Here is a 19,178-nt window from a genome sequence, read left to right on the forward strand (position 1 = left end):
TCATGCGCAGCTTCGTTCCGCCACCGTCGCGGTGTCGTCTTTTCACGGCAGGGCGCAACCGCTGCGTGCTGGCGGCCGCGTTGTGGCTGGCTGCCTGCGGCGGCTCGGGCAAGGGCCACGACGACATCATGCCACCCGCGGCCGGCGACTACGCGCTGAGCATCGAGGTCCAGGGCGACGGCGACGTCGAGTCGATGCCTTCCGGTATCCGTGATTGCCGCAGCCAGTGCGAGGCGCACTATGCCGCCGGACGCAGCGTCACCCTGCTGGCGACGCCCGCCGGCGATCAGCAGTTCGCCGGCTGGAGCGGCGCCTGCGCCGGCAGCGGTGCCTGCGTGGTGACGATGGACGATGCGCGCCGCGTCGTCGCGCGCTTCGTCGCGCCGCCGGCGGCGGCGCCGCAAGGCAGCTGGCTGCACGGTGATCTGCACGTGCACGACGATCACTCGTCCGACGGTAGCCTGCCGCGCCAGCTGCTTGGCCAGGGCATGCCCGGCAACAACCCGGTCAGCGCGCAGATCGACCAGGCCGAACGTGTGCGTCTCGACTACCTGGCGCTGACCGATCACCGCACCTACGATCAGCACTACGATCCGTTGTGGCGTTCCGATCGCCTGCTGCTGATTCCCGGCGAGGAAGCGAACGGCAGTCCGCACGCGACCGTGCACGGTGCCATCGATACCGTCGTGCAGGGCGCCAGCCCGCCGGACGCGCCGGACTTCGTCAACCTGCAGCAGTCGATCTGGTTCGCGCACAGCCAGGACGCCAACTGGGTCACTGCGCATCCCGACGACGGCGAGACCAACGACGACGGCACGCCGAACGTGCGCGCCAGCGCGCAGGGCGTCGATCTCGTCGAGGCCTGGAACCGCGCGAGCAATCCGGACGCCGAGATCGACTACTGCGAGAACCGCTGGAACGCCGGCTTCCGTTTCGGCGTCGCCGGCGGCAGCGACGATCATTTCATCGAGCTGTGGGCGCTCGCCGGGCCCGGACGGCCGCGCACGCAGGTCTACGCGCAGGCGGCGAGCGAGCGCGGCGTGCTCGATGCGCTGCGCAGCGGCCGCGTGCGCATCGGGCCGGATCAACTCTCGCCGTCCGTGATGCTGGAAGCCGATGCCGATGGCGACGGCGTCTACGAAGCGCTGGCCGGCGACGAACTCAGCGTGCCGGCCGGCACCGCGCTGAAACTGCGCATCACGCTCGTGCGCGGGCTCGGCGATACCGTGCTGCTGTACGGCGCACCGGGCCGCAGCGCCGGCGCGCTGCAACGCTGGACGGCGACGCAGAGCGAACAGAGCTGGACCTTCGACACACAGGCCGGCGCCGCGCCGCAGTGGTATCGCGTCGAAGTGCGCGGCGTCGGTCTCGCCGCCGGCATCGACACCAGCGATCTCACCAGCCTCGAAGGCCTGACCGCGACGCTGACCCTGTTCGATCAGCTGCGCGCGCTCGCCTCGCCGATCTTCGTCGCGCCGGGCCTCGTCGAAGCGCAGCCCGAGATTCCGCTGCCGGCCGAGATCGGCAGCGCCGACGGCGCACGCCGCGTCGCCGGCGCACGCGGTCGCTGGGCCGGCTTCGCCGATGTCGCCGCGAGCGGCAGCCGCACGCACGTCGTCGCCGAAACGCATGAACCGGCGGCGACGCGCATCGTCTATCGCGCGCTCGGCAGCGACGGCGAGTGGCGCAACGCGCCGGTCACCCTCAGCGGTGATTCGACGACGGCACGCTTCCCGCGACTCGCGGCGCGCGGCGATACCGTCGTCGCCGTCTGGCAGGACGAATCGGCCGGGCAGGTGCCGCGCCGTCCGCAGATCCGTCTGCGCCGCTCCGCCGACGGCGGCGTCAGCTGGGGCGGGATCGAAACCGTGCGCGCGCTCGACGGCCGCGCCGAGCGTCCGGCGCTTGCCCTGCTCGCCGACGGCACACCCGTCGTCGTCTGGCAGGAGATCGCACCGGGCGCGCCATTCGACGTGATGCTGCAGGTGCTCGGCCGCGACGCGGCGCCGCAGAATCTGTCGCGCGAGGGCAAAACCGTCGTCGCCGGCAACGTGCTCGACGCGCGCGCCGCGCGCTATCCGGCCTCGGTGTGGCCGGCCGTGGCGGTGCGCGACGACGGCCGCGTCGCGGTCGCCTGGCAGGACGATCGCGACGATGCGGACCCGCTGTGGACCGGCGCGGCCGGCGCGGGCGACGGCAGCGATCCGGACGACTGGCAGATCGCCGTGCGCACGCGCGGCGCGAACGACGGCGCATGGAGCGGCCTGCAGCTGCTCGGCGATGCCGCGCAGGCCGAGCGCCATCCGGCGCTCGCCTACGCTGGCGACGGCACGCTGGTGGCGGCCTGGGATCGCAAGGAGCTGCACGCGTCCGGCGTCAATCTCTCGGTGCAGGCGGCGCGCTCGGCCGATGGCGGCCAGAGCTTCGACACACCGCAGACGCTCGCCGGGAACGCGGCGGCGATGAGCCAGTATCCGCGCCTCGGCATCGACGCCGATGGCCGCGTGCGTGCGGTATGGACCGATTCGCGCGCTGCCGACTGGCGCTGGCGCGTCATGAGCTCGACGCTCGGCGCCGGCGGCTGGGACGCCGGCACGCTGCTGCTCTCGCGCGGCATCAACAGCTGGCCGGCGACCGCCGGCGGCCACATCGTCTTCGCCAGCACGCGCAATGCGCAGCGCCTGCAGCGTGACCGCACCCAGCAGATCTTCATCCTCGGAGCGGTACCGCCATGAACGCCAAGGTCGAGGAGGCCGTGCCGCCCGCGAGCGGCGTGCTGAGCACGCGACGCTGCGCCGAACTGAGCGCGCTGATCGGCCGGGAACTCGGCGTGAGCCGCGCGCAGACGATCACCCAGGAACAGATCGACGCCTTCGCGGGCTGCACCGGCGACCGCCAGTGGATGCACGTCGACGTCGAACGCAGCGCGCGCGAAAGTCCGTACGGCGGCACCGTCGCGCACGGCTTCCTGCTGCTGGCGCTGCTGGCGCAGTTGCTCGACGAGCTGGCCGGCGTGCCGGCCGACGCCGCCGGCCTCATCAACAGCGGCCTCAACAACGTGCGGTTTCGCGCGCCGGTGCGCGCCGGCAGCGCGGTGCGCGTGCGCGGGCGGCTCGATGGCGTCGCGCCGCTCGGCGACGGCCGTCAGCTGGTGACGACCCACGTCGCCCTGGAAATCGTCGGCGCCGCCGGCGCGGCCGAAGCCGTCGCCGTCAGCGCCGATCTGTTCGTGCTGGTGTTCCGCTGAAAAAGGGTCTCAGCGCTTGCGCTCGTAGGCGATCAGGGTGTCGGCGTTCTTCAGGATCTCGTCCCAGTCCTTGCCCTTGACCAGATAGCGGCCGTTGATCACCAGCGACGGCGTCGACATGACGCGACACTGCTGCGCGTACTGCCGCGCCTTGGCGATCTTGGCGTTGACGGTGAAGCTGTCCATGGCGGCCTGGAATTCGGTCGGGTTGGCGCCGTAGCCGGCGTAGAAGGCGGCGATCTTCGCTTCGTCCGGCTTGTAGCCCTCGCCCGGCAGCGTGTGCTTCTCGTGCACGCCGGCGTAGACCGCATCGTGCGTCTTCTCGACCAGGCCGAACTGCTCGGCGGCGTAAAAGGCGCGCGCGTACTGCACGAAGTCCGGACGGAAATCGAGCGGCGCATAGACCACGTGCACGTCAGCCGCCAGCTTCTTCTTCCAGGCCTGGAAAGTCGGATTGAAGGAGTTGCAGGCCGGGCAGGCGTAATTGAAGAATTCGACGACCTCGACCTTGCCGGGCTGCGGATCGAGGGCCTCGCCCTTGTCGATCGGCACGTAGTCCGTGCCCGACTTGAGGCCGGGCGGCGCGGCCAGCGCCGGCGCCAGCGGCGCGGCCAGCAACAGCATCGACAGCAGGGCGGCGGCGGACCGCAGGGCGTGCAGCTTCATGCAACGGACTCCAGGTTGAGGAACGGAAGACGGCGCAAGGATGTCATGAACGGCGGGCAGCGGCGCGTCAGTCGTCGATGCCGTAGCGTTTGACCTTGTTCCAGATCGTTCGTTCGCTGACGTTGAGCAGGGTCGCGGCGCGCGTCTTGTTGCCGCCGCTGCGGCGCAGGGCCTCGCGGATGTAGCGCGCCTCGACGGCGGCGACCGCGTGGTCGAGATCCAGATCGGTCAGCTCGGCGTCTGCGGCGGCCGGCGCGGCGACGGCCGGCGGCGTGTCGAGCGGGAAATGCGCGACATCGAGCGCGCCGCCGCCGGACAGCACCAGCGCGCGCTCGAGGAGATTGCGCAGCTCGCGCACATTGCCGGGCCAGGCATAGGCGCGCAGGTGCGCGAGCGCGGCCGGCGTGATCGGCACGGCGCGCGCGCCGGCGAGTTCGGCGACGAAATGCCGTGCCAGCGCTTCGATGTCCTCGGGCCGCTGGCGCAGCGGCGGCAGATCGAGGGCGAACACGTTGAGGCGGTAGTAGAGGTCCTCGCGCAGGCGCTGCTCGCGGATCGCATCGGCCGGCTTGCGGTTGGTGGCGGCGATCACGCGCAGATCGAGCGTCAGCGTGCGGTTCGAGCCGACGCGCTCGACCGTGCCTTCCTGCAGCACGCGCAGCAGCTTGGCCTGCAGCGGCGCCGGCATCTCGGTGATCTCGTCGAGGAAGATGGTGCCGCCGTCGGCGAGCTCGAACTTGCCGACGCGCTCGCGCAGCGCGCCGGTGAACGCGCCCTTCTCGTGGCCGAACAGTTCGCTCTCCAGGATATCGGCCGGAAGGGCGGCGCAGTTGATCGGCACGAACAGCGCGTCGCGCCGCGGCGAGGCGCGGTGGATGGCGCGCGCCGCGACTTCCTTGCCGGTGCCGGTCTCGCCGGTGATGAGCACCGTCGCCTGCGTCGGCGCGACCTGGGCGATGCGCTGGCGCACGGCGCGGCTCGCGGCGCTGTCGCCGAGATAGCCGCCGCCCTCGGCCTGCTCGCTGAGGAAGGCATTGCGGCGCAGCAGATCGCTCTGCGCGAACACGCGGCGCATCGCCAGCTCCAGCGTCTCGACGTCGAACGGCCGTAGCAGATAGTCGCAGGCGCCGAGGCGCATCGCCTCGATCGCCGATTCGATGCTGCCGTGCGCCGTCATCATGATCACCGGCAGCGTCAGGCCGAGCTCGCGCAGCCTGCGCAGCAGCTCGATGCCGTCCATGCCCGGCATGCGCAGATCGCTGACGACCAGATCGAAGGCCTGTTCCTGCAGCAGGCGGAAGGCTTCGACGCCGTCGGCCGCCGCCCAGGTCCTGAAGTTCATGCGCGCGAGCATGATCTCCAGCACGCGGCGCATGCTGGCCTCGTCGTCGACGATGAGCACGTTGCGCGCCGCCTTGACGCTCATGCGGCGGCCCTGCGCGGCAGGCGGATGCGGAAGCGCGCGCCGCCGAGCGCCGCGGCGTCGACGGCGATGTCGCCGCCGTGCGCGCTGACGATCTGCTTGACCACGGCCAGTCCCAAACCCAGTCCTCCCTCGCGGCGATACACGAACGGCTCGAACACGCGCTGCCGCTCGGCCGGCGCGATGCCGGGCCCATTATCGGCGACCTCGATCAGCAGCACATCGTCGCCTTCGCTGCGCAGCGCGACGCGGACGCGGCCGCCGCCCTGCGGCACGACGTGCAGGGCGTTGAGCAGCAGATTGAGCAGCACCTGCGTCATCTGCTCGGCGTCGACGTCGGCGACCGGATCGGCGCAGGGCTCGTGCTCCAGTGTCGCGCCCTGGCGTGCCGCCTGTGCCGAGAGCATGGCGAGGCAGCGATCGACCAGCGCGTCAAGATTCTCCGGCAGACGCTGCGGCGCGCGCACGCGCGCGCGATCGAGAAGATCGCCGACCAGGCGGTTGAGACGCTGCGTCTCGCCGTCGATGAAGCCGATCAGCTCGCGCGATTCGCCGCTGATGCCGGCATCGCGTTCGAGCATCTGCGCCGACGAGCGCAGGATGCCGAGCGGCGTGCGGATCTCGTGCGCCATCATCGCCGCGAACTCGCCGATCGCCGCCAGCTGCGAGGCGCGCACCAGGGTCTGCCGCGAGGCGTCGAGATCGTCGACCATCTGCGTGAAGGCGCGTGTCAGCTCGCCGACTTCGCCGGAGGCCGGCGGCGGCGCGGCGGCGTGCTGTTTGCGCATGAAGCCGCGCACGTAGTCGGTCAGCGCCACGACCGGCCGCGCGATGCGCCCGGACACCGCGAAGGCCAGCACCACGGTCGCCGCGGCGGTGAGCAGCAGCAGGCCGAGAAAGCTCAGCGCCATCTGCCGAACCGGCGCCAGCGCGGCGCGGCTCGATTCGAGCACCAGCGTGGTCCAGCCGAAGCCGGCGAACGGACCGCGGCCGGGCGCGCTGACGGCGCTGACGATGACGCGACCCTCGGCGAGCGGCGCGCCGTCACGCTCGGCGGCCGGCGCGCCGCGCGGCGCCAGCCAGTCGGTGCCGATCTGTCGTACGCCGGCGTCGAGGCGCGCGCGCAGGTTCTGCGAAACGGCGACGATGCGGCCGTCGCGATCGACCACGGCCACCGCGCGCTGCTCGCGCGCGCCGGCATCGAGCTCGTGCGCGGCCTGCGTCCAGTCGACCACCAGCACCAGCTCGCCGAGGCGGCCCTCGGTGAACTGCGAGGCGATCGGCACGCGCAGCACCAGCACCTCGCGATCGCCGCGCCGCTGCGGCGCCTCGGCGGTGACCGTGCCGCCGGGCAGCTCGGCGGTCTGCCAGGCCGGAGCCGGCACATACACGCCGCCGATCGCCTGCGGGCGGCTGCTGGCGACGATGCGCTGCCGCGCGTCGATCGCATCGAGTTCGACGTAGACCGCGCCGTAGCGCTGCTGCATGTCGGCGAGAAAATTGGACAGGCGCTTGTCGACGTCGCCGACGTGCAGGTCCTGCATCACCTCCAGATGCGCCCAGGTGACGGCGTTCTGCAGGCGCTCGAAGACCTGCTTGTCGAGATCGGAGGCCGCGACCGCGGCCTGCGCCGAAAGGCTCTGCTCGATCTCCGCGCGCATCGCCGCCTGCGTGCGCGTGAACGACAGCGCCGTCAGCACCACGGCCGGCAGCAGGCCGACGGCGAGGAACGCGGAAAGCAGGATGCTGCGGATCGTCACGCGGCGGATTCGATGCAAGAATGCGCGCCATTATTCGCCGTCGGGGCGTTCAGGGAAAACAGCCCGCATGAAATCCCAGGCCTGGGTCCATCGCCTGCTGCGCTGCGGCGCGCTGCTGGCACTCGTCGCCGGCGCGGCGCATGCGCAGGAATCGACCGCGCCGGAGCCCGGCGCGCCGCCGCCCGAGCGGCACGGCTACGCGCTCGGCGACAGCGGCTTCAATCTCGGCGGCTACGCGGCCGTCGACGCCGCCGACGAGCTCGGCCACGACGCCGCCGCGACCTTGCGCAGCCTGAGCCTGCTGCTGTCCTGGCAGGGCGAAGGACGCTGGAGCTTCTTCAGCGAGCTCGAAGGCGAGAACCTGGCGACGATCAACGCCGACGACATCGGCGCCGGCCACGACACCGAGCTGGCGCTCGAACGCCTCTATGTCGACTACGCCTGGTCCGACGCGCTGCAGTTCCGCGTCGGCAAGTTCCTCACGCCGATCGGCCGCTGGAACGTCATTCACGCCGCACCGCTGACCTGGACCACCTCGCGGCCGCTGATCACCGAGAGCACCTTCCCCACCAACGCCACCGGCGCGATGGTGCACGGCGTCGTGCCGCTCGCCGGGCGCGCCCTGGAATGGTCGGCCTATGCTTCGCCGGGCGAGGAACTGGCGCCGGAGGACGACAGCGACCCGTTCAAGGAAGCCTATGGCGTGCGCCTCGACTACGACCTCGGCCACGGTCTGCAGATCGGCACCTCGTTCGTCGAGTTCGAGCAGGAACACGACCGCGGTGAGCACAAGACGCTGTACGGCGTCGACTTCCTCTGGCAGTACCGCGGCTACGAGCTGAGCGGCGAATGGGCCTATCGCGCGCGCGCGCGCGACGGCGACAGCGCCGACGAGCGCGGCGCCTACGTGCAGCTGGTCGCGCCGCTGGCCGGCACGCTGTACGGCGTCGCGCGCTACGAGACCTTCAATCCGGCCGGCAGCGGCGAAGGCCTCAACCTTTACATCGGCGGCCTGGCCTGGCGCTTCGCGCCCGGCTGGGTCGGCAAGCTCGAATACCGCAAGGCGACCGACAACGGCGTCGGCGAGCCCGAGGGCTGGCTCGGCTCGCTCGCGGTGCTGTTCTGATGCGGTTCGGGCGCGTTCTCCGCCACGCCTGCCGCAGCGCAATGCTGCTGCTCGCGCTGCGCGCCGCGCCGTCGTTCGCGGAAGGGCCGATCGCCATCATCGTGCCGCCGGCGCGCGCCGAGGCGCGGCTCGAGCGCGACGAGCTCGCGCTCATCTATCAACGCAAGCGCCAGTACTGGCCGGACGGCGCGCGCGTGCAGCCGGTGAACCTCGCCGCCGACAGTCCCGTGCGCCTGGCGTTCTCGCGCGCCGTGCTCGGCGCCGATCCGGCGGCGCTGGAGAGCTACTGGAACGAGCAGTACTTCCGCGGCGTGCGGCCGCCCTACGTGGTCGCGTCGAACGAAGCGATGCAGCGCTTCGTCGCCGAGACGCCGGGCGCGATCGGCTACGTCGACGCCTGCCTGGTCGGCAGCGGCGTCGCCGTCATCGGCTGGCTCGACGGCGCCGGCCACTGGCATCACGGCCGCGCCGTGCCGGCCTGCTGAGCCGCCGATGAGGCGCGCCCGTCTGCAAGAACTTGCAGACGGGATTTGCAGGCCTGCACGCCGCTGCGGGCGGCCGATGCGCCAGGAATCGTTCTCACCTCCAGCAATGGCTTGTCCGTCAGGCAGTTAGCGCGCGGCCTCGGGGCCGGCACGGCTGGCACCGGCCCTGCACCGTGAATCGCAAGGCGCACCTGAGCCGGTGCGCACGGAGCTTTCACGCATGAGCGCAGGCCTTGCCATCCAAGTCCCCATGACCGCATCCCCCGAGCGGCACGCGGCGCCGTCCGCCGCCGCGTCGCGCTATCGCCTCGTCGAAGCCGACACCGCCACCGACCGCGCCGAACTCGAGCGCTTCATCGCCGAACGCTACCGACATGCCTACGGCGCCCGCATCCGCAGCTTCCTGCCGCGGCTGTTCGCGCTGGCCGACGCCGGCGGCCGCCCGCTCGCCGCCTTCGGTCTGCGCGATGCGGCGAGCGGCCCGCTGTTCCTCGAACACTACCTCGGCCAGCCGATCGAACAGGCGATCGGCGAGCGCCGCGAACACGCGCTGTCGCGCCACGAGATCGTCGAGGTCGGCAATCTCGCCGGCCGCCATCCCGGCGTGCTGCGCGTGCTGATCCTGCAGCTCGGCATCCTGCTGCAGAACATGGGCTACCGCTTTCTGGTGTTCACCGGCAACGCGTCGCTGATCAACGGCTTCGCGCGGCTCGGCGTCGATCTGCTCGAACTCGCGCCGGCGCGCGTCGATTGCCTGCCGCCGGAGCAGCGCGCCGACTGGGGCCGCTATTACGAATCGGCGCCGATCGTGGTCTGCGCCGACATCAGCGCCGGCCGCGCGCATCTGCTCGCGCATCCCGAGCTGTTGCGCCGCGCGTTGCCGCCGACCGCCAGCGGGGAGCCGGCATGAACGCCCTCTGCGCGGCGCTGCGCCGCCACGCGCGCACGACCCCCGAGCAGATCGCCGTGAGCGACGGCCGGCGTTCACTGAGTTATGCGGCGCTGTTCGACGAGGTGGAGAAGGTCGCCGCGCAGATCGGCTTCCTCGGCATCGACACGCTGGCGCTGTACGGCGACAACGGCCTCGCCTGGATCGTCGCCGATCTCGCGGCGCTCGCCGCCGGCGTGCGCTGTGTGCCGCTGCCACGCTTCTTCAGCGACGCGCAATTGCGTCATGCGCTCGACGATTCGGGTGCTGACGCGCTGCTCGCCGACGACGACCGTCTCGCCGCACTACCGGGCTGGGAACGGGAACCGCAGGCGATCTGCGGCTGCGGCTGGCGCCTTTCGAGGCGCCAGCCGCCGCTGTCAGTCGGCCTGCCGTCGGCTACGCAGAAGATCACCTACACCTCCGGCACGACCGGCACGCCGAAAGGCGTCTGCCTCGACGCCGCCAGCCAGATCGCCGTCGCGCAATCGCTGGCACAGGCCAGCGGCGCGCGCGCCGACGATCGCCATCTGTGCGTGCTGCCGCTGTCGACCCTGCTCGAGAACATCGGCGGTGTCTACGCGCCGCTGCTCGCCGGCGCGACGATCTGCGTGCCGACGCAGGGCGAAGTCGGCATGGACGGCGCCGCGCGGCTCGACGTGCAGCGCCTGCTCGGCGCCCTGCACGGCACACGTGCGACGACGACGATACTCGTGCCGCAGCTGCTGCTGGCGCTGGTCACCGCCGGCGAAATGGGCGCGCCGCGGCCGGCGGCGCTGCGCTTCGTCGCCGTCGGCGGCGCGCCGATCGCAGGGCGCCTGCTCGAACGCGCGCAGCGCCTCGGCCTGCCGGTCCACGAAGGCTACGGGCTCTCCGAATCGGCCTCGGTGGTCGCGCTCAACACGGCCGAGGCGCATCGTTCCGGCAGCGTCGGCAAGCCGCTGCCGCATCTCGAGCTGCGCGTCGCCGACGACGGCGAGCTGCTCGTGCGCGGCAGCGGCTTCCTCGGCTACTGCGGCCAGCCGGCGTCGGCGCCGGCCGACGGCTGGGTCGCGACCGGCGACCTCGGCCATCTCGACGCCGACGGCTTTCTGCATCTCGACGGCCGCAAGAAGAGCCTCTTCATCACCGCCTTCGGCCGCAACGTCGCGCCCGAATGGGTCGAGCGCGAGTTGACCCAGCACGCGGCGATCGCCGCCGCCGCCGTGTTCGGCGAAGGGCGGCCCTGGAATGTCGCCGTCGTGGTGCCGCGCGCCCTGCCCGGTGTCGACGCGCAAACCGCGATCACCGCCGCCGTCGCCGCCGCCAACCGCGAGCTGCCGGACTACGCGCGCATCGCGCGCTGCGTCGTCGCCGACGAACCGTTCACGCCCGACAACGGCCTCTTGACCGGCAACGGGCGCGTGCGCCGCGAGGCGGTGCTCGCACGCTACGGCGAGCGCCTCGATCATCTTTATCTGGAGACCACCACGTGAGTTTCTTCGAGCGCCTGCAGCGCGACACGGCGGCCGACCGCCAGCGCCTCTACGCCGCGCCACTGATCCGCGCCGCGTTCGCCGGCCAGGTCGGCCGCGCCGACTACATCGCCTTCCTCACCCAGGCCTATCACCACGTGCGCCACACCGTGCCGCTGCTCATGGCCTGCGGCGCCCGGCTCGGCGCCGAGGACGAGTGGCTGCGCACGAAGATCGCGCATTACATCGAAGAGGAGATCGGCCATCAGGAATGGATCCTCGACGACATCCGCGAGGCCGGCGGCGACGCCGAGGCGGTGCGCCACGGACGCCCGCACGCGGAAACCGAGCTGATGGTCGCCTATGCCTACGACACCATCGCGCGCGGCAATCCGCTCGGCTTCTTCGGCATGGTCTACGTGCTGGAGAGCACCAGCATCGAACTGGCGACCGGCGCCGCCTCGACGTTGCAGGGCGCGCTCGGCCTGCCGAAGAAGGCCTTCACCTATCTGAGCTCGCACGGCGCGGTCGATGTCGAGCACATCGACTTCTTCCGCGAACTGGTCGAGCAATTGCGCCGCGACGAGGACCGCGAGGCGGTCCTGCACGCCGCGCACATGTTCTTCCGCCTGTACGGCGACGTGTTCCGTTCGATCGAACCGATGAGGAAAGCGGCATGAACCTGAGTACGAGCACCGTATTGCTGACCGGCGCGAGCGGCGGCATCGGCCAGGCGCTGGCGCGCGAGTTCGCGGCGCGCGGCGCGCGCCTGCTGCTGAGCGGCCGCGACACCGCGAAGCTCGCCACGCTCAGCGCCGAGCTGCGCGGCCTCGGCACCGAAGTCAGCGTGCTCGCCGCCGACCTGTCGAGCGCCGAAGGCGTCGCGCGGCTGGCGCACGCCGCACTGTCCGGCGGCGTGCCCGATATCGTCGTGCACTGCGCCGGCGCCCTCAGCTTCGGCCGCCTCGACGCCGTGCCGGCCGAGGAGATCGCGCGGCTGTGGCAGACCAACGTCATCGCCCCGAGCCTGCTGACGCGCGCGCTGCTGCCGGCGCTGCGCAAGACCGGTCGCGGCCGCTTCGTGTTCGTCGGCTCGATCTTCGGTTCGCTCGCCTTCCCGATGTACGCCACCTACTCGGCGACCAAGTTCGCCCTGCGCGGCTTCGCCGAAGCGCTGCGCCGCGAACTCGACGGCAGCGGCATCGGCGTCACCTACGTCGCGCCACGCTACACGCGCACCGCGCTCAACGACGGCGCGCCGGCGCGCATCGCCAGCGCGCTGGCCATGCAGCAGGACGAGCCGGCGCTGGTCGCGGCGCGCATCGTCGACGCCGTCGCGCGCGAACGCCGCGAGCTGTACTTCGGCTTCGGCGAGCGTCTCTTCGTCAAGCTCAACGCCTGGTTCCCGTGGCTGGTCGATCGCGGCCTGCGCGCGCAGACGCGGCGCATGCAGGAGCTCGAACCGGCGGCCGCCGGCCTGCCGCACTGAAAACATCGATGGAGCCCAAGATGATTCACAAACACATCGGCACCTTGCTGCGCGCCGTCGCCGGCGCATCGCTGCTGCTCGCCGGCACCGCGCAGGCGGCGAGCCTGGAAGCGCAGCTCGACAGCGTCCAGCACGGCTGGGCGCAGGCCTATTACGCGGCGCCGAAGGAACAGAAGGACGCCGCGTTCGCGAAGCTGATCGCCGACGCCGACGCGATGCTGCAGGCTTATCCGGCCCGTGCCGAAGCGCTGACCTGGCATGCGATCGTGCTGTCGAGCGCCGCCAAGTTCGGCGGCGGCCTGTCGGCGCTCGGGCAGGTGAAGCAGGCGCGCAAGGATCTGCAGCAGGCCGAGCAGATCGATCCGCGCACGCTCGACGGCTCGGTCTACAGCTCGCTCGGCAGCCTGTACGCGAACGTGCCGGGCTGGCCGATCGCCTTCGGCGACAAGAAGCAGGCCGATGCCTATCTGCAGAAGGCGCTGGCGATCAATCCGGACGGCATCGATCCGAATTTCTTCTACGCCGAACTGCTCGCCGCGCGCGGCGACAAGGCCGCCGCGAAGCGCTATTACGAAAAAGCGCTGGCGGCGCCGCCGCGGCCAGGCCGCGAGGATGCCGACAACGGCCGTCGCGCCGAAATCAGGGCCGCACTCGCCCGGCTCGACGGCTGATCCGGCGCGGCGACGGCGCCCGCCGGCAGCGCAGGCCGGCGGGCGCTTCGCGTTTCAACCCTCGCTGTCGCGCGTCGACTCGAACAGGAACCACACGCGCTGCTCGGCTTCGTCGATCCAGTTCTCGAGCAGGCTGGCGGTCGCCACGTCGTGGTACTCGTCGCACACGTCGTGCGCGGCACGCATGCTCGTGATCAGCGCCGTGTTGTCCTCGCGCAGCTCGGAAAGCATGTCGCGCGGCGTGACGTAATCGGCGTCGTTGTCCTTGATGCGCTGCAGGCGCGCGATGTGACCGATCGAGCGCAGCGTCGTGCCGCCCAGCTTGCGCACGCGCTCGGCGATGGCGTCGGTCGTCGCCAAGATCTGGCCGGCCTGATCGTCGAGCAGCAGGTGATAGTCCCGGAAATGCCGCCCCGAGACGTGCCAGTGGAAATTCTTGGTCTTCAGGTACAGCGCGAACGTGTCGGCGAGCAGCGCGTTGAGCGCACCGCCGATATCGCGCATGGCCTTTTCGCCGAGGTCGTTCGGCGTCGCCAGCGGCGCCTTGCGCAAGGCCTTCGCATCCATCTTGCCCATGCTATGTCTCCGTGCTGCGGGGGGGGTCGGTCATCGGATCGGCATGCGCGGCATGCCGCGCGACTTTGTAATCGCCGGGCGAAGGCCGGCGCAAGTGCGCGCCCGGGGCATCGGCCCCAAAAAGCCACCCCGGCTCGCGCCGGGACGGCTTGCGGGCACGCCTGCGCTCAGCCTTGCAGGGCGGACAGCGCAGCGTTGAAGGTCTTGCTCGGCCGCATCACCGCGGCGAGCTTCTCGGCGTCCGGCAGGTAATAGCCGCCGATGTCGGCCGGCTTGCCCTGCACGTCGGCGAGCTCGCCGATGATGGTCTTCTCGTTGTCGGCCAGCGTCTTCGCCAGCGGTGCGAAATGCTTCTGCAGCTCGAGGTCTTCCTTCTGCGCGGCGAGTTCCTGGGCCCAGTACAGCGCGAGGTAGAACTGGCTGCCGCGGTTGTCGAGCTGGCCGGTCTTCGGCGAGGGGCTCTTGTTGTTGTCGAGCAGCTTGCCGGTCGCCGCGTCGAGCGTCCTGGCGAGGATCTTGGCCTTGGTGTTGCCGTTCTTGATGCCGAGGTCCTCGAGGCTGACGGCCAGCGCCAGGAATTCGCCGAGTGAGTCCCAGCGCAGGTGATTCTCCTCGACCAGCTGCTGCACGTGCTTCGGCGCCGAGCCGCCGGCGCCGGTCTCGTACAGGCCGCCGCCGTTCATCAGCGGCACGATCGACAGCATCTTGGCGCTGGTGCCGAGTTCCATGATCGGGAACAGGTCGGTGAGGTAGTCGCGCAGGATGTTGCCGGTGACGGAGATCGTGTCCTGGCCGCGCACCACGCGCTCCAGCGTGTAACGCATGGCGCGCACCTGCGACATGATTTCGATCTTCAGGCCGCTGATGTCGTGCTCCTGCACGTACTTCACGACCTTCTGGATCAGCTCGTGCTCGTGAGGACGGTAGGGGTCGAGCCAGAACACCGCCGGCATGCCGGACTGGCGCGCGCGCGTGACGGCGAGCTTGACCCAGTCGCGGATCGCGGCGTCCTTGACCTGGCACATGCGCCAGATGTCGCCCTGCTCGACGTTCTGCGTCATCAGCACTTCGCCGGTCTCGAGATCGGTGATGTTGGCGATGCCGTCTTCCGGAATCTCGAAGGTCTTGTCGTGCGAGCCGTATTCCTCGGCCTGCTGCGCCATCAGGCCGACGTTCGGCACCGTGCCCATGGTCTTCGGATCGAAGGCGCCGTGCCATTTGCAGAAGTTGATCATCTCCTGGTAGATGCGCGCGAAGGTCGATTCCGGCATCACCGCCTTGACGTCCTTGAGGCGGCCGTCGGCGCCGTACATCTTGCCGCCGTTGCGGATCATCGCCGGCATCGAGGCGTCGACGATGACGTCGTTCGGCGAGTGGAAGTTGGTGATGCCCTTGGCCGAGTCGACCATCGCCAGTTCCGGGCGGTGCTCATGGCAGGCGTGCAGATCGCGCATGATCTCTTCGCGCTTCGACTCCGGCAGCTGCTGGATCTTCTCGTAGAGCTGCGCCATGCCGTTGTTGACGTTGACGCCGATCTCGTCGAACAGCTTGCCGTGCTTGGCGAAGGCGTCCTTGTAGAAGATCTTCACGCAATGGCCGAAGACGATCGGGTGCGAGACCTTCATCATCGTCGCCTTGACGTGCAGCGAGAACATCACGCCGGTCTTGTAGGCGTCGTCGATCTGCTGCTCGTAGAACTCGAGCAGCGCCTTCTTGCTCATGAACATGCTGTCGATGATCTCCTTGTCCTGCAGGGAAACCTTCGGCTTGAGCACGATGGTCTTGCCGCTCTTGGTGATCAGCTCCATCTTCACGTCGCGCGCGCGATCGAGCGTCATCGACTTCTCGCCGTGGTAGAAGTCGCCGGCGTGCATGTGCGAGACGTGGCTGCGCGAGGCCTGGCTCCACTCCGCCATGTAGTGCGGATGCTTGCGCGCGTATTCCTTGACCGCCTTCGGCGCACGACGGTCGGAATTGCCTTCGCGGATCACCGGATTCACCGCGCTGCCGAGCACCCTGGCATAGCGCTGGCGGATTTCCTTTTCCTTGTCGTTCTTCGGATTCTCCGGATAGTCCGGCAGCTTGTAGCCCTTGGCCTGCAGCTCCTTGATCGCGTTGTTCAGCTGGTTGACCGAGGCGCTGATGTTCGGCAGCTTGATGATGTTGGCCTCGGGCCGCAGCGTCAGCTTGCCGAGCTCGGTGAGCGTGTCCGGCACGCGCTGCTCCTCGCCGAGGTACTCCGGAAACTGCGCGAGGATGCGCGCGGCGAGCGAGATGTCGCTGGTCTCGACCTTCACGCCGGCCGGCTCGACGAAGGTGCGGATGATCGGCAGGAAGGACGACGTGGCCAGCAGAGGCGCCTCATCGGTCAGGGTGTAGACGATGGTCGGCTGCGAACTGCTCATGCGGTAGCTCCTGAGAGTAAAGCCAGCCCCGGCGGAAACGCGCGCTGCGACCGAATCTGGCCGGCCGAGTGCATCCCACGCGAGGGCTGACGGATGTTCTGTCTTAAGAGGCTCTCGCTCTGTCCGAGGTTCCGCCAGCACGGTCGGCGCTATCGACGAGTCGTCACGGCGGGAGAGCCAATGCATTATGGCACGCGGCGCCGCTGCATACGCGTCGAAGTTCGGCCACGCGCACGCCGTGGCGCCGATGTTGCAGCGCGTCATTCAGCCTTCACGCCGCGCGGTGCTAGAGTCCGCGCCTTTTCCGCTGCGGAGCGACGCAATGTCGACAAGCGCCTTCTATCCGATCGGCACGCCGGGACAAGCCTGGGGCGCAGCCGAGAAAGCGGCGTGGCGCGCGCGGCAGCGCCGCCAGCGCCACTACGATGCCGATGTGCTGGCGCCGATCGCGCGCCTGCGAGAGCGTTTCGACGTCGTCGAATACGGTCATCTCGACTACGCGCCGGACCGCTATCCGCTGCTCGCCCTGCGCAGCCGCGGCTGGCGCGAGACGCTGCCGCATGTGCTGGTCACTGGCGGCGTGCACGGCTACGAAACCAGCGGCGTGCACGGCGCGCTGCAGTTTCTTGCGCATCACGCGGAGGACTACGCCGGCCACGCCAACCTGCTGGTCGCGCCCTGCGTCAGCCCCTGGGCCTACGAACGCATCCACCGCTGGAATCCGCAGGCCATCGATCCGAACCGCTCGTTCCGTGCCGACAGCCCCGCCGCCGAATCGGCCGCGCTGATGGCGCTCGTCGCGCCGCTGCGCGGCCGCTTTCTCGTGCACATCGACCTGCACGAGACGACCGACAGCGACGAATCCGAATTCCGCCCGGCGCTCGCCGCGCGCGACGGCAAGCCGTTCGAACCCGATGCCATTCCCGATGGCTTCTATCTGGTCGACGACAGCGAGAATCCGCAACCGGCCTTCCAGCAGGCCATCATCGCCGCCGTCGCACGCGTCACGCACATCGCGCCGGCCGACGCGCAGGGCAAGATCATCGGCTCGCCGGTCGTGGCGCCCGGCGTCATCGAATATCCGATGAAGAAGCTCGGCCTGTGTGCCGGCATCAGCAACGCGCGCTACACGACAACCACCGAGGTCTATCCCGACAGCCCGCGCGCGACGCCGCAGCAATGCAATGACGCGCAGGTCGCGGCGGTGTGCGCGGCGCTCGATTTCGCGCTGGCGCAGGGTTGAAGTCCGCGCCTTCGCTTTTGCGGCGCCGTTCGGAGCGCTACTCCCACTCGATCGTCGCCGGTGGCTTGCCGGAAATGTCGTAGACCACGCGCGACACGCCGCTGATCTCGTTGACGATGCGCCGCGAGCAGACGTCGAGCAGCTCGTACGGCAGATGCGCCCAGTGCGCGGTCATGAAATCGATGGTCTCGACGGCGCGCAGGGCGATGACGGGTTCGTAGCGACGGCCGTCGCCGGTGACGCCGACGCTCTTCACCGGCAGAAACACGGCGAAGGCCTGGCTGGTCTTGTCGTACCAGCCGGCGCGGCGCAGCTCCTCGATGAAGATGTGGTCGGCGAGGCGCAGCGTGTCGGCGGCCTGCTTGGTGACTTCGCCGAGGATGCGCACGCCGAGGCCGGGACCGGGGAAGGGATGGCGATAAACCATCTCGTGCGGCAGGCCGAGCTCGACGCCGATCTTGCGCACCTCGTCCTTGAACAGTTCGCGCAGCGGCTCGACGAGCTTGAGCTTCATGTGCTCGGGAAGACCGCCGACGTTGTGGTGGCTCTTGATGACGTGCGCCTTGCCGGTCTTGCTGCCGGCCGACTCGATGACGTCCGGATAGATCGTGCCCTGCGCCAGGAACTGCACGTTCGGAATCTTCGCCGACTCTTCGTCGAACACCTCGACGAACAGCTTGCCGATGATCTTGCGCTTGGCTTCCGGATCGCTGACGCCCTTGAGCGCGGCGAGGAAACGCGCTTCGGCGTTGACGCGGATGACCTTGACACCGAGATGGTCGGCGAAGATGCGCATCACCTGATCGCCTTCCTGGTGGCGCAGCAGGCCGTGATCGACGAACACGCAGGTCAGCTGCGCGCCGATCGCCTTGTGCAGCAGCGCGGCGACCACCGACGAATCGACGCCGCCGGAAAGTCCCAGCAGCACGTGGCCGTCGCCGACCTGCGCGCGCACGCGGGCGATGGCGTCGTCGATGATGCTGCCCGGCTTCCAGGCTTCGCCGCAGCCGCAGATCTCGTGGACGAAACGCGAGTAGATGCGCGCGCCCTGCCTGGTGTGGGTGACTTCGGCGTGGAATTGCAGACCGTAATAGCGGCGCGTCTCGTCGGCCATGCCGGCCAGCGGCAGGTCCGGCGTCGAGGCGATGCACTTGAAGCCGTCCGGCAGTTTCACGACGCGATCGCCGTGGCTCATCCACACATCGAGCAGGCCGTGGCCTTCTTCGTTGACGCGGTCTTCGATGCCGCGCAGCAGCTGCGAGTGACCGCGCGCGCGCAAGGTATCGGTTCCGCCGATACCGTCCGAACCATGGAAATCACCGTGAACGGTGATCTCCGCGTAACCGAATTCCTTCTGATCGTGCGGCTCGACGACACCGCCGAAGTGATGCGCCATCACCTGCATGCCGTAGCAGATGCCGAGCACCGGCACGCCGAGTTCCCAGACCGCCTGCGGCACGCGCGGCGAACCGGCGGCGCAGACCGACTCCGGACTGCCGGACAGGATCACGCCCTTCGGCGCGAAGGCACGCACGGTGGCGTCGTCGATGTCCCAGGGATGCAGCTCGCAATAGACGCCGAGCTCGCGCACGCGGCGCGCGATCAGCTGCGTCAGCTGCGAACCGAAATCGAGGATGAGGATCTTGTCGGAATGGATGTTCATTGCAGCCCTACGAAAAAGCCCCGGCGGACCGGGGCGTTTGAT

General features: G+C 69.8%; 16 protein-coding genes. 10 read left to right on the top strand and 6 right to left on the bottom strand.

What is annotated here, in order from left to right:
- Positions 1-2: 2 nt before the first annotated feature.
- Both K344_RS0105090 and K344_RS0105095 read left to right on the top strand, forming a co-directional pair.
- The gene (locus tag K344_RS0105090) at positions 3-2,735 is read left to right on the top strand and encodes a CehA/McbA family metallohydrolase (protein WP_157622779.1); all 2,733 of its coding nucleotides are present in this window, start codon (positions 3-5) and stop codon (positions 2,733-2,735) included.
- Positions 2,732-3,247 (top strand): MaoC/PaaZ C-terminal domain-containing protein, encoded by a 516-nt coding sequence (locus K344_RS0105095; protein WP_084197015.1) that lies wholly within the window; start codon positions 2,732-2,734, stop codon positions 3,245-3,247. The genes K344_RS0105090 and K344_RS0105095 overlap by 4 nt, the downstream gene beginning before the upstream one ends.
- 9 nt (positions 3,248-3,256) lie before the next feature.
- Here the strand turns inward: K344_RS0105095 and K344_RS0105100 are convergent, their stop codons facing one another.
- From K344_RS0105100 to K344_RS0105110, 3 genes are all read right to left on the bottom strand, one after another.
- Positions 3,257-3,913, bottom strand: a complete 657-nt coding sequence (locus K344_RS0105100) for a thiol:disulfide interchange protein DsbA/DsbL (protein ID WP_028079754.1) — start codon at positions 3,911-3,913, stop codon at positions 3,257-3,259.
- 67 nt (positions 3,914-3,980) lie between these two features.
- Positions 3,981-5,339 (bottom strand): sigma-54-dependent transcriptional regulator, encoded by a 1,359-nt coding sequence (locus tag K344_RS0105105; protein WP_028079755.1) that lies wholly within the window; start codon positions 5,337-5,339, stop codon positions 3,981-3,983.
- On the bottom strand, positions 5,336-7,096 hold the full coding sequence (locus tag K344_RS0105110; RefSeq protein ID WP_043113826.1) for a sensor histidine kinase: 1,761 nt from the start codon (positions 7,094-7,096) through the stop codon (positions 5,336-5,338). The genes K344_RS0105105 and K344_RS0105110 overlap by 4 nt, the downstream gene beginning before the upstream one ends.
- Before the next feature lie 67 nt (positions 7,097-7,163).
- On the opposite strand from K344_RS0105110, the gene K344_RS20330 reads away from it, so the two are divergent.
- From K344_RS20330 to K344_RS0105145, 7 genes are all read left to right on the top strand, one after another.
- Entirely contained in the window at positions 7,164-8,222 is a 1,059-nt protein-coding gene (locus tag K344_RS20330; RefSeq protein ID WP_028079757.1) for a putative porin, read from the top strand.
- Between the two features lie 41 nt (positions 8,223-8,263).
- Positions 8,264-8,707 (top strand): substrate-binding domain-containing protein, encoded by a 444-nt coding sequence (locus K344_RS0105120; RefSeq protein ID WP_028079758.1) that lies wholly within the window; start codon positions 8,264-8,266, stop codon positions 8,705-8,707.
- 250 nt (positions 8,708-8,957) lie between these two features.
- Positions 8,958-9,617: a thermostable hemolysin gene (locus K344_RS0105125; RefSeq protein ID WP_028079759.1), complete on the top strand. Its 660-nt coding sequence runs from the start codon at positions 8,958-8,960 to the stop codon at positions 9,615-9,617.
- Positions 9,614-11,110, top strand: a complete 1,497-nt coding sequence (locus tag K344_RS0105130; RefSeq protein ID WP_028079760.1) for an AMP-binding protein — start codon at positions 9,614-9,616, stop codon at positions 11,108-11,110. The genes K344_RS0105125 and K344_RS0105130 overlap by 4 nt, the downstream gene beginning before the upstream one ends.
- Positions 11,107-11,769 (top strand): iron-containing redox enzyme family protein, encoded by a 663-nt coding sequence (locus tag K344_RS0105135; RefSeq protein WP_028079761.1) that lies wholly within the window; start codon positions 11,107-11,109, stop codon positions 11,767-11,769. Before K344_RS0105130 ends, K344_RS0105135 begins: the two co-directional genes overlap by 4 nt.
- Entirely contained in the window at positions 11,766-12,578 is an 813-nt protein-coding gene (locus K344_RS0105140; RefSeq protein WP_028079762.1) for an SDR family oxidoreductase, read from the top strand. Before K344_RS0105135 ends, K344_RS0105140 begins: the two co-directional genes overlap by 4 nt.
- A 20-nt stretch (positions 12,579-12,598) precedes the next feature.
- A complete protein-coding gene (locus K344_RS0105145; protein ID WP_028079763.1) occupies positions 12,599-13,249 on the top strand; it encodes a tetratricopeptide repeat protein in 651 nt (216 codons plus the stop codon).
- 54 nt (positions 13,250-13,303) lie between these two features.
- Here the strand turns inward: K344_RS0105145 and K344_RS0105150 are convergent, their stop codons facing one another.
- Positions 13,304-13,825, bottom strand: coding sequence for a Dps family protein (locus K344_RS0105150; protein WP_028079764.1), 522 nt, complete (start codon positions 13,823-13,825; stop codon positions 13,304-13,306).
- Between the two features lie 167 nt (positions 13,826-13,992).
- Positions 13,993-16,230, bottom strand: a complete 2,238-nt coding sequence (locus tag K344_RS0105155) for an NADP-dependent isocitrate dehydrogenase (RefSeq protein ID WP_028079765.1) — start codon at positions 16,228-16,230, stop codon at positions 13,993-13,995.
- A 322-nt stretch (positions 16,231-16,552) separates the two neighbouring features.
- Between K344_RS0105155 and K344_RS0105160 the strand changes: the two genes are divergently transcribed.
- Complete coding sequence (locus tag K344_RS0105160) at positions 16,553-17,473, top strand: M14 family metallopeptidase (protein ID WP_028079766.1); 921 nt, start codon at positions 16,553-16,555, stop codon at positions 17,471-17,473.
- A gap of 37 nt (positions 17,474-17,510) precedes the next feature.
- On the opposite strand, the gene guaA is transcribed toward K344_RS0105160, so the two are convergent.
- Positions 17,511-19,136, bottom strand: coding sequence for a glutamine-hydrolyzing GMP synthase (gene guaA, locus K344_RS0105165; protein WP_028079767.1), 1,626 nt, complete (start codon positions 19,134-19,136; stop codon positions 17,511-17,513).
- Between the last annotated feature and the right edge of the window lie 42 nt (positions 19,137-19,178).

Origin of the sequence: Solimonas soli DSM 21787, from assembly GCF_000474945.1 — a bacterium.
In the GTDB taxonomy this organism is placed as follows: Bacteria; Pseudomonadota; Gammaproteobacteria; order Nevskiales; family Nevskiaceae; genus Solimonas; species Solimonas soli.